At 40.9% G+C, this 13619-nt stretch carries 13 protein-coding genes; 6 read left to right on the top strand and 7 right to left on the bottom strand.

The genetic code is table 11. The features are described from left to right. Positions 1 to 7: 7 nt before the first annotated feature. From gshB to PHAL_RS0109590, 4 genes are all read right to left on the bottom strand, one after another. Positions 8 to 961 carry a glutathione synthase gene (gshB, locus tag PHAL_RS0109605; protein WP_016708187.1) on the bottom strand — a complete coding sequence of 318 codons (954 nt, stop codon included), beginning with the start codon at positions 959 to 961 and terminating at the stop codon, positions 8 to 10. A gap of 54 nt (positions 962 to 1015) precedes the next feature. Next, complete coding sequence (rsmE, locus tag PHAL_RS0109600) at positions 1016 to 1750, bottom strand: 16S rRNA (uracil(1498)-N(3))-methyltransferase (RefSeq protein ID WP_016708186.1); 735 nt, start codon at positions 1748 to 1750, stop codon at positions 1016 to 1018. An 85-nt stretch (positions 1751 to 1835) separates the two neighbouring features. Continuing rightward, complete coding sequence (locus PHAL_RS0109595; protein ID WP_016708185.1) at positions 1836 to 2309, bottom strand: hypothetical protein; 474 nt, start codon at positions 2307 to 2309, stop codon at positions 1836 to 1838. 30 nt (positions 2310 to 2339) lie between these two features. Then, positions 2340 to 3233, bottom strand: coding sequence for a DUF350 domain-containing protein (locus tag PHAL_RS0109590; protein WP_016708184.1), 894 nt, complete (start codon positions 3231 to 3233; stop codon positions 2340 to 2342). Between the two features lie 73 nt (positions 3234 to 3306). Here PHAL_RS0109590 and glnE point away from each other — a divergent pair, with 73 nt between their 5' ends. Beyond that, the gene (glnE, locus tag PHAL_RS0109585; RefSeq protein ID WP_016708183.1) at positions 3307 to 6105 is read left to right on the top strand and encodes a bifunctional [glutamate--ammonia ligase]-adenylyl-L-tyrosine phosphorylase/[glutamate--ammonia-ligase] adenylyltransferase; all 2799 of its coding nucleotides are present in this window, start codon (positions 3307 to 3309) and stop codon (positions 6103 to 6105) included. Here the strand turns inward: glnE and PHAL_RS0109580 are convergent. The 3 genes from PHAL_RS0109580 to tolC form a co-directional block, all read right to left on the bottom strand. Further along, positions 6094 to 6666, bottom strand: a complete 573-nt coding sequence (locus PHAL_RS0109580) for a TcpQ domain-containing protein (protein WP_016708182.1) — start codon at positions 6664 to 6666, stop codon at positions 6094 to 6096. The genes glnE and PHAL_RS0109580 overlap by 12 nt on opposite strands. Before the next feature lie 54 nt (positions 6667 to 6720). Continuing rightward, the gene (lpxL, locus tag PHAL_RS0109575) at positions 6721 to 7647 is read right to left on the bottom strand and encodes an LpxL/LpxP family Kdo(2)-lipid IV(A) lauroyl/palmitoleoyl acyltransferase (protein ID WP_016708181.1); all 927 of its coding nucleotides are present in this window, start codon (positions 7645 to 7647) and stop codon (positions 6721 to 6723) included. Positions 7648 to 7754: 107 nt separating this feature from the next. Next, positions 7755 to 9095: an outer membrane channel protein TolC gene (gene tolC, locus PHAL_RS0109570; protein ID WP_016708180.1), complete on the bottom strand. Its 1341-nt coding sequence runs from the start codon at positions 9093 to 9095 to the stop codon at positions 7755 to 7757. Positions 9096 to 9251: 156 nt separating this feature from the next. Between tolC and PHAL_RS0109565 the strand changes: the two genes are divergently transcribed. From PHAL_RS0109565 to parE, 5 genes are read left to right on the top strand one after another with little or no spacing between them, the layout of a single operon-like run. Next, complete coding sequence (locus PHAL_RS0109565) at positions 9252 to 9872, top strand: NUDIX domain-containing protein (RefSeq protein ID WP_016708179.1); 621 nt, start codon at positions 9252 to 9254, stop codon at positions 9870 to 9872. 33 nt (positions 9873 to 9905) lie between these two features. Further along, positions 9906 to 10364: a DUF1249 domain-containing protein gene (locus PHAL_RS0109560; protein WP_016708178.1), complete on the top strand. Its 459-nt coding sequence runs from the start codon at positions 9906 to 9908 to the stop codon at positions 10362 to 10364. After that, a complete protein-coding gene (locus PHAL_RS0109555) occupies positions 10351 to 11136 on the top strand; it encodes a metallophosphoesterase (protein WP_016708177.1) in 786 nt (261 codons plus the stop codon). Before PHAL_RS0109560 ends, PHAL_RS0109555 begins: the two co-directional genes overlap by 14 nt. After that, positions 11121 to 11681, top strand: a complete 561-nt coding sequence (locus tag PHAL_RS0109550; RefSeq protein ID WP_016708176.1) for a YqiA/YcfP family alpha/beta fold hydrolase — start codon at positions 11121 to 11123, stop codon at positions 11679 to 11681. The genes PHAL_RS0109555 and PHAL_RS0109550 overlap by 16 nt, the downstream gene beginning before the upstream one ends. 31 nt (positions 11682 to 11712) lie before the next feature. Next, complete coding sequence (gene parE / locus PHAL_RS0109545; RefSeq protein ID WP_016708175.1) at positions 11713 to 13602, top strand: DNA topoisomerase IV subunit B; 1890 nt, start codon at positions 11713 to 11715, stop codon at positions 13600 to 13602. Positions 13603 to 13619 lie beyond the last annotated feature (17 nt).

Here is a 13619-nt window from a genome sequence, read left to right as displayed (position 1 = left end):
AGTAAATTTAAGTATGGCTCAGTTTTCTTTCTATGGCATCAAATAAGCGCCCAGTAATTGAAATATCATAAGCGGCTTCAATTTCTTTTACGCAGGTTGGTGCCGTCACGTTAATTTCTGTTAATTTATCACCAATGATATCTAGGCCTACAAATATAAGTCCCTTCGCTTTTAATGTTGGCGCTACGGCTTCGGCAATTTTCCGGTCAGAGTCACTGATCGGGCGTGCTTCACCGCGGCCACCTGCGGCTAAATTACCACGTGTTTCACCATTTTGCGGGATCCGAGCTAGGCAATAAGGGATCACTTCACCATCCACTACCAATACACGTTTATCGCCTTGCTTGATTTCAGGGATATAATTTTGTGCCATGGCAAAACGACTACCGTGTTCGGTGAGTGTTTCACAGATAACGCCGATGTTGGCATCATGTTCAGTGACACGAAAAATCGACGCGCCCCCCATGCCATCTAAAGGCTTTAGGATAATGTCTTTATGTTCGGCCAAGAATGCGCGAATTTGGTGTTTACAACGGGTTACTAAGGTGTCAGGAGTATGCTCACTAAACCATGCTGTAAATAATTTTTCGTTCGCATCACGTAGACTCTGTGGCTTATTAATAATCAATGTGCCTTCAAGTTCTGCGCGTTCTAAAATGTACGTGGCGTAAATGTATTCAGTATCAAAAGGCGGATCTTTTCGCATTAAAATAACATCTAAATCAGCAAGTGCGATGGTGGTCTTTTCTTCAAGTTCATACCAGTGATTAACATCGTCAAATACGGTTGCTTTTGCTGCTGTGGCATAGGCTTTGCCTTTACGTAATGAAAGATCATTCATTTCCATATAGTAAATTTCATAGCCGCGGTTTTGGGCTTGCATCATCATTGCAAAACCAGTGTCTTTTTTGATGTTAAATCCACTGATCGGATCCGAAATTATACCTAACTTAATTGCCATGTTCGTTGCCTTACTGAATATATTACTATTGATATGAGGGTGATTTAGCTATTTTCAATTAGCTAAATCGCCAAATTGTAGCTGTAATGCACTTAAGACCGTTAAAGCGGCAGTTTCAGTTCGCAATACACGTGGACCAATACGAATATCAACAAATGCGTGTTGTTTGGTTTGCGCAATTTCTTCATCGGTAAAACCGCCCTCAGGACCCACTAAGAAGCGTACGCCAGCACTGGGAACTTGGATTGTTTTGATGCTGTGCTCCGCGCGAGGGTGCAGGGTCAGTTTAATTTCGTCACTGTTTTGTGCAAGCCATTGGCTAAGATCAATCGGTGGGTGAATGGTGGTTATAGTATTACGTCCTGATTGCTCGGCAGCTGCAATGGCTATTTTTTGCCATTGTAGGTGTTTCTTTGCAAGTCTTTCAGGGCTTAATTTAACCCCGCAACGTTGGCTAAAAATCGGCGTGATCTCAGTGATCCCTAACTCCACCGATTTTTGAATCGTAAAGTCCATTTTATCGCCACGGGAAATACCTTGCCCTAAGTGAATGCTAAGTGGTGATTCAACGTCTTTGTCAGCAAATGAAAGTGGCATTGCCACGACTGATTTCTTACTAACGTCAATGAGTTCACACCGGTATTCGCCACCTTGGCCATTAAACAATGAAATATGCTCACCAACTTTCATACGTAACACGCGACCAATGTGGCCTGCGGCATCATCTTCTAATTGCAGTGGGGTGGCAATTTCAATGGAACTTGCTTGATAAATATGAGGAACTCGCATGTTGACCTTCAACAAAAATAGCTAATGTTGTTATGGTAAGTAAGTCATCTCTTTGGTGCAAATACTAATTGTGAGAGCTGCATAATTAGTTATTGAGCTTTTCGCATAATGCATCTAAATCTTGCGGGGTTTCGGCTATTTCAGTTTGACATGATAAATGATTGTTCTGCGCGACATCGGTGACCGGTTCAAATTGATAGCCATCAATGGTTTCTTTTATTAAAAAGCGAACAGAGTGTAATGAGTTAAATATAAACCGTTGTTTATCATCAGCGAGTAAATAATCCGTTTCATTGAATAGCACCCCGGCAATATCATGATGCTCGTGTAAGTAACTGGCTAATTCTGACACGCTAATTTCATTGCTAAAGTCACAATAGCAGTAATCTTTGATTAGCTCATCAAACATTAACTTTACTAATTGGCGGGTGTGTGTACCTGCTACCACTAAAGTGCTGGGGCGAGTTCCGTGTGGCTGAGCAAAATAGTGCTCAGTAAATTGCCGACTGAATTCACTGTCGTTGTCGATCAGTAGATAGTTACTTACTTCAAACGGCATAAGGCCCCACGTGTTTGAATATTTCCAAGCTTAAACTGAAAACATGCTTATTAGTAAATAGCCTATTGCACTGAAAACAGCAAATTCAATGCAGGCTACGCCAATATTATCTTGATGATCAATTTCAAGCGCAGTATCAATGTTTGGCAAAGAAATGAACTTGATAATAGTCGTTAATAAATACAGTAATAACCACATAGTGCCGCAATGTAAAGCTAATGTGAATAAATTCTCAACCATTTTACCACTATGGAAGGTCGCGCTGGCTAGGCCTGCATAGATAGCTAATGCAAGTCCGATCGATTTACCCGCATAGCGGATGCCGATTGAGGTATTTTCTAAATTAAAATTATTTTGTAATGACGCGCCTTGATTAGCGCGGGCAAAACGGTATTCACGCAGTTTGCTGTCTAAAGCAAAAAAACCTTGGAGTAAAAAGAAGCTAACAAATGCGATGAGCAAATTGCTAAATCCTTGCGTGTGAGACCAGTTATAAAGTCCTAAGGTAATGATAAAGTTGGCTATCAACATGCCTGAATCAACTAAAGCGGCACAGACATTTTGTTTTAAGATGGCGGCTTCTTCGTTAAAGCGGTGTAAAATCCACTTACGGTGTATGAGGTGACCTACTTTGATAAAAGTGAATAAAAGCACTATTAATACAACTACTTTAATCGGGTTTGATTGGGCTGCGCTAATATTGATTTCATCAAATAAGAAAGCCATCGTAGCGATCACTACACTGATTTCTGAGGCAAAGCTGATCCCCATTGCAAAGTTATCATGCTGAGCTAGTTCTTCTTTTAAAGCCTGCTTAGCCTTGAGCTGACTAATTACACGTAAACAAATAACTGCTACACAAATAACCGTAAAACAGATAGCAATCGCAAGTAAACTAGTGTTAGATAAAGATAAATATGACATTAAGAACCTAGGGTGGTTATTATTATGTTAATCATTCTAGTACGGTTACGACAGATATAAAAGAGAGTATTTGATGACACTAAGCGAGCAACTTCCAGCAGCACTCGACAACCTCGGTCGCGAGCGCTTTGTACAGCTTTACCCTGAACGCTCCCCAAGTGAATTAATTATTAAATTGATAGGCTTGAGTGACTTTGCATGGCGTTGTTTGCAATCTCAACCACAGTTAATTGAAATACTATTGTCTGATACGCAAATGAACTTGCGTGATTGCCCAGATCCATTTCAAGAGTTAAATTTGGCAGAAGTGGATGAAGCGCAGTGTCATAAAATTTTACGTCGTTATCGTGAACGTTATTGGTTAAAAGTCGCGTGTTTAGATTTATGTTATAACAACGACATTGCAGACAGCATTGGCTATATTTCAGCACTTGCTGATCAGTTAATTGATAGTGCTAATCGTTGGGCATTTGCTCAAGTTGCTATCGTAAACGGCGAACCATTAGATGATCAACATCAACCATTAGCAATGATGGTTCTGGGCATGGGCAAATTAGGTGGCCAAGAATTAAATTACTCCTCTGACATCGATTTAATCTTTTCTTATCCTCGCAGCGTCAAAACTCAAGGCGGGCGTCGCTCGTTAGAGGCGCAAGTATTCTACACTAAAGTTGCGCAAAAGCTGATTGCAGCACTGAACCAAAGCACAGTTGATGGCCAAGTGTTTAGAGTTGATATGCGACTGCGCCCGTTTGGCGAAAGTGGTCCTTTAGTGATGAGTTTCACTGCAATAGAAGACTATTATCAAGATCAAGGTCGTGAGTGGGAACGTTATGCCATGCTTAAAGGGCGTTTGATTGGCGCGCCAACCCGTTATAGCGATGAGTTTTACCAGTTATTAAAACCATTTGTATATCGTCGTTATATTGATTTTTCAGTGATCGAATCACTACGTAAAATGAAACAAATGATAGCCCAAGAAGTACGCCGTAAGCGTTTGACTAACAATATAAAGCTAGGTGCAGGTGGTATTCGAGAAGTGGAGTTTGTGGTGCAAGCTTTGCAAATGGTAAGGGGCGGTCGAGAAGCAAATTTGCAAACGCAATCCTTGCAAAAAGCATTAGCGGAACTTGAGAATATTCAAATTATTGCTGAAAGTGAAGCGCAGTTATTACGGTATAATTATTTATTCTTAAGACGCGTAGAACAGTATTTACAAATATTTGCCGATCAACAAACGCAAACATTACCTGATGATGAACTCAATCAACAGCGGTTAAATTACTTGTTAGGGCAAGGGGACTTCAACGCATCTTTAGCGCAAATAAATGACATTATGGCGGGTATACATAGTGAGTTTGAGCAAGTTATTGGCTATGAAAGTGAACCTGTCGATCCATGTGAAAGTGCCTTTATTAGTGCATGGGAGCATACCGATATTAGCGTGTTAGAACAACCCAATGATGCGTGGCAAATACCGCTAGAAGATTTTAGAGCGCGGTTAACAAAAACCAAAATTGGTCACCGCGGTCGTGACATTCTCGATAAACTCATGCCGTTATTGTTGAAGCAACTTGCTGATAGTCAGGTAACCGGTGATGTATTTAGTATGATCTGCCAAGTGTTAAGTAAGGTTATTTCACGTACAGCGTATTTAGAATTACTCTATGAAAATCCAGGTGCGTTAAAGCAATTAGTTTCATTATGCTGTCACAGTAAATGGATTGGTGAACATATTTCTCGATATCCCATTTTACTTGATGAGCTAATAGACCCTGCGGTGCTGTATAAGCCAACCCCATTGAGTGCCTACAAAGATGAAATACGTCACTATTTTTTACGTATTGATGGTGAAGATCTAGAGCAGCAAATGGAGGCGCTGCGTCAATTTAAACAAACCCATCAATTGCGTATTGCTGCCGCTGATGCAACGGGTGTACTAGATGTAATGAAGGTCAGCGATCACTTAACTGCATTAGCTGAAGCAATTGTAGAGCAAGCTGTTAATCTGGCGTGGCAACAAATGGCACAGCGCTTTGGTACTCCCCCTAATACTGATGATGAACATAAAGGCTTTGCTGTTATTGCATACGGTAAAACTGGTGGTTTTGAAGTTGGTTATGATTCCGATCTTGACTTAGTTTTTGTACATAATAGTGATGGCTCAGAGCAAACAAATGGTAGCAAAGCGATTGATTCTCGTCAGTTCTACTTAAAACTGGCGCAACGATTAATGCATCTATTTAATACCCGTACAGCATCGGGTATTTTATATGAGCTGGATACGCGATTACGCCCAGAAGGCGCTTCAGGGCTAATGGCTATCAATTTAGAAAGTTTTAATCATTACCAGCAAACTCAAGCGTGGACATGGGAGCATCAGGCTTTGGTGCGTTCACGCATGATTTTTGGCCAAGCTGAATTACAACAGCGGTTTGCGAAAATTCGCTTAGGTATTTTGTGCCAGCAACGAGATCCAGAAAAGCTCAAAGAAGATGTGATCACCATGCGTGAAAAAATGCGAACGCATCTAGCCAAAGGTAATGATATTGAATTTGATTTAAAGCAAGATGCCGGTGGCATTGCTGATATTGAGTTTTTAACACAATACTTAGTGCTCAATAATGCTCACCGTTTTGATGAGCTAACAACCTATTCAGATAATGTCAGGATCTTAACTGATGCGGCTCGCCTTGGTTGTATTAGTAAAGAGACTAAGCAAGGCTTGATTGCAGCTTATATTGATTACCGCTCTCGTTATCATGTATTGAGCTTAGATCAGCAGGGGCGTTGTGTAACTAAAGAAGAGTTTGCCACACATATTGCGTTTGTTAGTAATGCATGGCAGCAGGTATTTGAATTAACTTCTTAGGCGTTTGCAATTCTCGCGCAAATATTCAGAGGGCAGCTCAGTGATCACCGCTGCCCGTTGTTTAAAGCAAAAAAACGTATAGACTTCGTTCTCAAAGTCATCGTTGATAGCGCGCCCTACTTGATAGAGAGTTGAGTTAAAATTACTATCCACTCTAAAATGATCTTTGACTACATAATCTTTATTTAAATACCAATATAAGACGATGTCTTCATCACGTGCGTATTCAGTTAACACTTTTTTTAATGTGGAGCCGTTTTCGAAACGTCTGGGAATATACTCCCCCGTCCAGTTTGGTGAAGAAGGCTCAACGACTTTCGCACGCTCGGTTAACGCAGCATCAATATTTATATCTGGAGCCGGGAGTTTAAGTACATACTTATCACGTTCATTGTTTTTATTAACTTGGTTACGTAAAGCAGAATAAAAGCGCGATAAACCTTGTGCCGCGGCATTTTTAGTCTCTTTCATATCCATGACTGGACCATGGCCTAATAAAAAGTAAAGTGCTGCGGCAATTAAAATGGCTGCTAATGATAAATGCTTAACCCAAAACCACATAACTCATACTCTTGTGTTTGTATTTGTTAATAAAAGCATATTCCAGTGATATTGTCACTTGTAATAAGAAGGCGCATCGATATCTGGACGCGTTTTAAAACGTCTATGCAGCCACATATATTGCTCAGGGGCAACGTTTACAGCTTGCTCTATGCGTTGGTTAACCCGAGTTACATCTGCTTTATCATCACCACTGGGGAAATTCTCCAGCGCTGGCAATACTTCTAAATGGTATTTTCCTTGCTCATCACGACGGCTAGTTAAGCTGACTGTTTCACAGTTTTTACTGGCTGAAAACAGTAAAGTTCCAGTGGTGGTTGCTGCATCTTGAACTGCAAAAAAAGGTGCAAACTCGCAACGTTTACGGCCATAGTCTTGATCGGGCAGGTAGTAACAGACTTTTTTGTTTTTCAGTGCTTTTAATAGCCCTTTGACATCGCGTTTGCCAATTAAATACTCATTTGAGCGTAAGCGGCCACGGGTCATAAAAAATTCCATTAGCGGATTATTATGCGGACGATAGAAGCCGATACCTTGGTGATTAAGTCCCATTACACGGCTGGCTATTTCAAGGTGTAAAATATGGGGAACGAGCAATAGCACGCCTTTACCAGCTTGTTGTATGCGTTCAAAGTGCTCAAGTCCTTTCACAGAACCATAAACACGTTTGATCCGCCAATTTGGCCACCACCATGCCATACCTGTTTCAAGTGTTGCAATGCCAGTGTTTTCCATATTTTGTTTAACCAGTGCACGTTGCTCTTCAATAGGCATATCAGGAAAGCATAATTTTATATTAACTTCAGCAATGTGGCGGCGCTTTTTCATAGTGCGGTGTACCAAGCGACCAAGTTGTTTGCCTAACCATAATTGCAATTTAGACGGTAACCAAGAGACCGTATATAAAATAAAAACACCTAGCCAAGTAAGCCAATAACGCGGGCCTAGGAAAGACCATTTAAATGCAGATGAGTTGACCACGGAAATATCTCATATTCGAAAAGTACTTAGTTTAACTGGATGAATAAAAAAATACAAAAAAGCCAGCAATTTGCTGGCTTTTATAAAGGGTTAACTAAAAGAGTCGTTTAGATTTCTTTTAAGCCTTGATTAATCGCCAGTAAGTCATCGCTTGTTAAAGTCCCCGCAGCTTGTTTTAAGCGCAGTGTTGAGACTACATAACGGTAACGCACATCAGCAAGGTTACGTTTTGCATTAAAAAGGTTTTGTGTGCTGATCAATACATCAACAATAGTACGAGTACCCACTTCAAAACCTGCTTCAGTGGCTTTTAATGCACTTTCCGCGGAAACAACGGCTTGCTCAAGGGCTTTAAAGGTGGCGATATCAGATACCACTTGATTATACGAAGTGATCGTATTGCGTGTAACTGCACGTAAGCTTGCTTCTAGGTCTTCACTTGCTGCTACATAAAAAGCACGTGCTTGATCGGTCGCAGCTGTGGTTGCACCACCAGAATAAATTGGCACACTAAAGTTAATGCCTACATTGGCGCTGTCACCACGAGGCTTCATATTATTGTTGTTACTATCAGTAAGTGTGTCACCGTAGCTGGCGTCTAATGTTAACCTTGGATAGTGGCCGGCTTGCGCTAAATCAATTTGATCTTTAGCAATATCAACGGTTACTTTTGACACTTGTAGATTTAAGTTGTTTTCTTCTGCCAACTTAATGTAATCAGTTGATTGCTTGGTTGGTTTGACTGTAGAAAACGTTTCAGTATTTAATGTATCAAGTTTGGCATGATATTTACCGGTGATCTCGCGAAGCTGTTCACGGGCTGTTTCAACGCCATTTTTTGCGACGATTTCACGAGCAACAGAGTTATCGTACTGCGCCTGCGCTTCATGAACATCGGTAATTGCCGTTAAACCTACAGCGTAACGCTGTTTAGTTTGCTCTAGTTGGCGTTCAATAGCGCGTTTTTCTGATTGTACAAACTCTAAATTATCAATGGCGCTTAATACGTTGAAGTAACCCTCTGCAACACGAACAATGAGGTCTTGTTTAGCAAAGTCGTACTGAGCCGTTGCTTGCAATGCTTGTTTGTCAGCTATGCCTAATGAATTCCATGCACCTAAATCAAACAGAGTTTGACTGAGTGTAAGACTACGACTAAATGAATCGGTATCAGTATCTGTATGAATATAACCTGCGTTATCGGTCCCAGTGTATGTAGAACTGTCCGTTTTATCATAACCCATAGAGAAATTGATTTGCGGTAATAAAGCACTCATCGCACGATCACTGTTATACGCTTGTGCGTCAGCTTGTGCTTTTGCTTTTAAAACAGTTGGATCGTTAGCTGTAGCAATTTCGTAAACTTGTAATAAATCTTCAGCATTAGATGCTGTAGCCGTTAATGCGCAGGATAAGCCAATTAGCGCAGCAAGAATGTTCTTTTTCATTATTCGTTCAGTCCTTAGACAATTTTCGTTCTAAAAGCATGGTAACCTGTTTTACTTAATAACAAAAAAAAAATTGCGTAAAACAGCGTAAACAAGTGTAACAGAATATAATAATCCTCAAACTATTTGAGTTAATAAAGCGATTTAGGAAGATAAATGACCGATAAGACCGTAGCAAAGTTCAGCAGCAAAGATGTAACTATCGCGCCAATAGAAAATTTATATGCAGGTTTTTTTAAAATAAATTTATATCAGTTTCAGCATGCCCTTTTTGCTGGTGGGCAATCAGCAACGATCCGCCGAGAAATACTCGAACGCGGTGACGCCGTAGCCGTTTTACCGTATGATCCTATTTCAGATAATATATTGCTCATCGAGCAAATTCGTATTGGTGCGATCAAGAGTAAGCAGTCTCCTTGGTTATTAGAGTGCATCGCGGGTATGACGGATGGCAGCACTGATTATGAGACTGTAGTAAAACGTGAGGCATTTGAGGAAGCGGGACTTGAACTGGATGAATTAGAGTTTATGTTATCGTATCTTTCAAGCCCAGGCGGCACGACTGAGCGGTTACATCTTTATTTAGCGCTTACTGATTTAAGTCAGCTGCAAAGTGGTGTTTATGGGCTTGAAACAGAAGGTGAAGATATAAAAACTCACATCATCAGTTACAGTGAAGCGATGGCACGCCTAGCCAGTGGTGAAATAGACAATGCCGCTACGGTTATTTCATTACAGTGGTTAGCACTTAATCGCGAACGTATAATGAATAAATAGACTACCCTTAACATCTAATTTTATGGCGGTAACGTGACAGCACTTGCAGTGAAACAACGATATATTCAAAGTCTCCCTAAATACTTGACCTTGTGTGAGCATAATTACTTACGCGCGCTAAAGTTGCTGCCTAACGAGCGCAAACAAGGCAGTACGCGACAAGTACAATTAGGTAATAGTCAGTTTGCAATTAAAGTAGATGGGTGTGCAAAGTACACTATGGATATTTCTATTACGCAATTAACGGGCATGTTAGCAGGCTTCACCCCACTGTTTTTGACTGTGCGTTTGTACCATGATGCAAAGGTGGCAGAAATAATTCACCATGACTACCACCAAAGAATTAAACCATCCTATGGTTACCCTAATCCGCAAATGCATCAAAAAGATGAAAAATATCAGCTCAATGCATTTTTATATGATTGGTTAGTGGCATGTGTTGAAAGTGGCCGCTCTGTACTCAATTGGGATGTGAATAATGGCTTGGTTTGATATACATGCCACTTTCAAGCACAATCAACTACGTTTAGCACATATTACCGATAGCCATTTATTTGCTGATCCACAAGGTGAGTATTTTTCGGTTAATACCGCAGAGCACTTTTCTCGCGCGCTGGCACACATGGCAGCGCAGTCATTAGATGCGGTTATTTTTGGTGGTGATTTAACTCAAGATCACAGTATTGAATCGTACTCGTTATTTGCTCAGTTGATTGCTGACTCAGCGCTTACCTGTCAGGTATTTTGGCTGCCAGGAAATCATGACGATATAGCTGCCATGAAACACATTTCTAGCGGCCAAATAAGCAACGCTAAGCGTTTAATTGCTCAGGGTTTCGAAGTGTTATTGATTAACTCTAAAGGCCCAACTCCCGCAGGCTGGGTAAGTGAAGTGCACTTAAATGAGATCACTGAATTATTAGCAAATACAGTGTCACCGAGTGTGGTCTTTTGCCATCATAATCCGCTGCCAATTAACGGCTATTTAGATAAGCATATGCTTGAAAATGGGCCACAGTTACTTAACATGTTACAAAACAGTGGGCAGGTTAGGCATGTATTTCATGGTCATGTTCATAATGACTATCAATTTCAGTTCAGAAATATTGAGGTGGTGGCGACCCCTGCAAGTTCAGTACAATTTACTAAAAATAGTCACCATTGGCAGCAACAAAATTTAGGTGCGAGTTATCGGTTATTAACGATAACTAAGTCAAGCGATGACGTAATTGTTGATTCGGAGCTAGTATGGCTCAACGAGTAATTTATATTCATGGGTTTAATAGCAGTGAGAAATCATTTAAAGCTGTTCGCTTTGGTGAGTATATGGCACACTATGACGTTGATTATTGTGTGCCGCGCCTGAGTCATGAACCGTATCATGCAATAATTCAGCTTGAGCAATTAATAACGCCAAATACGGTATTACTTGGCAGTTCTTTAGGTGGTTTTTACGCCACTTATTTATCGCAGAAATATCAATTACCAGCAGCGCTGATCAATCCTGCTGTTAAACCTTATTTATTATTGAGTTCATTGTTAGGGCCGAACTATAATCCGTATCAGGATAGCCATTACGAGCTCAATAATAGTCATATTAACGCGTTAAAGTCACTGTCGATACCATACTTGAAACGCCCATCATTACTGTATTTATTACAGCAAACGGGTGACGAAGTTTTGGATTATCAGCAGGCCGTTAAATATTATTCACAATGCCAGCAACGGGTAGAATTTGGGGGTGATCATAGCTTTATTGGCTTTGAAGACTCCATTGCTAGTATTGTAGATTTTCTTAAAATCACGTAAAACATAGCTAAGCGCATAAAAGATAAAAACTATGAGTCAGCAAAATTATAACGCCGAAGCCATTGAAGTATTAAATGGGTTAGAACCTGTTAAACGCCGTCCTGGCATGTACACCGACACTACCCGTCCTAATCACTTGGGACAAGAGGTTATTGATAACAGTGTCGATGAAGCAATGGCCGGCCATGCCACTAAAATTGATGTTATTTTACACGAAGATAATTCACTGGAGGTCAGCGATGACGGCCGTGGTATGCCTATTGATATTCACCCAGAAGAAGGTATCCCTGGGGTTGAACTAATTTTCACTAAATTGCATGCCGGTGGTAAGTTTTCCAATAAGAATTACCAATTTTCTGGTGGTTTACACGGTGTCGGTATTTCTGTAGTAAATGCGCTCTCGACCCGAGTTGAAGTGGTTGTGCGTCGTGATGCACAGCAATACATGATGGCGTTTGAAAATGGCGATAAAGTTGAAGACTTACATGTCATTGGTACTGTTGGTAAGCGTAACACCGGCACCACAGTGCGTTTTTGGCCGGATGCCAGCTATTTTGATTCCGCTAACTTCTCATTACTCAAGCTACATCACTTGCTTAAGGCTAAGGCTGTATTGTGCCCGGGTTTGCGTATTAAGTTTACTAACAAGCAAACCAAAGAAACGCAAGAGTGGTACTATGAAACGGGTTTAAAAGATTACTTAAACGAGGCCGTTAAAGGATACGAGGTTTTACCACAAGACCCATTTACAGGCGAATTCTCAAGCTCAACTGAAGGGGCTGATTGGGCCGTTGTTTGGTTGCCAGAAGGCGGCGAATCAATTGCTGAAAGCTATGTTAATTTAATACCTACAGCGCAAGGCGGCACCCATGTGAATGGTTTGCGCCAAGGTTTACTTGAAGCGATGCGTGAGTTTTGTGAATTTAGAAACCTCTTACCGCGCGGCGTAAAGTTGACCCCCGATGATATTTGGGAGCGCTGTAGCTATGTCTTATCAGTTAAAATGCAAGATCCACAATTTGCTGGCCAAACCAAAGAAAAACTCTCATCTCGTTCGTGTTCTGCATTTGTATCAGGGGTGGTTAAAGACTCATTTAGCTTGTGGCTGAACGAACATACTGATACTGCAGAGCTGCTTTCTGAGCTGTGTATCTCAAATGCTCAAAAACGTTTACGTGCTGCTAAAAAGGTGGTGCGTAAACGTGTTACAGCAGGCCCCGCATTACCTGGTAAATTAACCGATTGTAGTGCCGCTGATAATGATCGCACCGAATTATTTTTAGTCGAAGGTGACTCAGCAGGCGGCTCAGCAAAACAAGCGCGTGACCGTGAATTTCAGGCTATTATGCCGCTACGTGGTAAAATTTTGAACACGTGGGAAGTTGAATCAGGGCAGATTTTAGCATCACAAGAAGTACACGATATTTCAGTTGCATTAGGGATTGATCCAGATTCCGCAGATATTTCTTCTTTACGATACAATAAAATCTGTATTTTAGCGGATGCTGATTCTGATGGACTACATATTGCCACCTTATTATGTGCGCTTTTTGTGCGTCATTTTCCTACCTTAGTAAAAGCGGGGCATGTGTTTGTTGCGATGCCGCCATTGTTTAGAATCGATATTGGTAAAGACGTTTATTACGCCTTGGATGAAGATGAAAAGTCAGGCATTTTAGCTCGTATCGAAGCTGAGAAAAAACGTGGCAAAGTGAATGTACAGCGCTTTAAAGGCTTGGGTGAAATGAACCCACTACAATTGCGTGAAACAACCATGGACCCTAATACTCGCCGCTTAGTACAACTTACTTTAGAAGATGAAGTGGAAACCATGGAAATGATGGATATGCTGCTTGCGAAAAAACGTTCATCAGATCGTCGTCAATGGTTAGAAGACCATGGAAATCGTGCTCAAGTGTAATTAAGCCAGGGTGTAAA

This window comes from Pseudoalteromonas haloplanktis ATCC 14393, assembly GCF_000238355.1.
Classification (GTDB): Bacteria; Pseudomonadota; Gammaproteobacteria; order Enterobacterales; family Alteromonadaceae; genus Pseudoalteromonas; species Pseudoalteromonas haloplanktis.
This window is presented reverse-complemented; position numbering and strand designations above follow the sequence as displayed.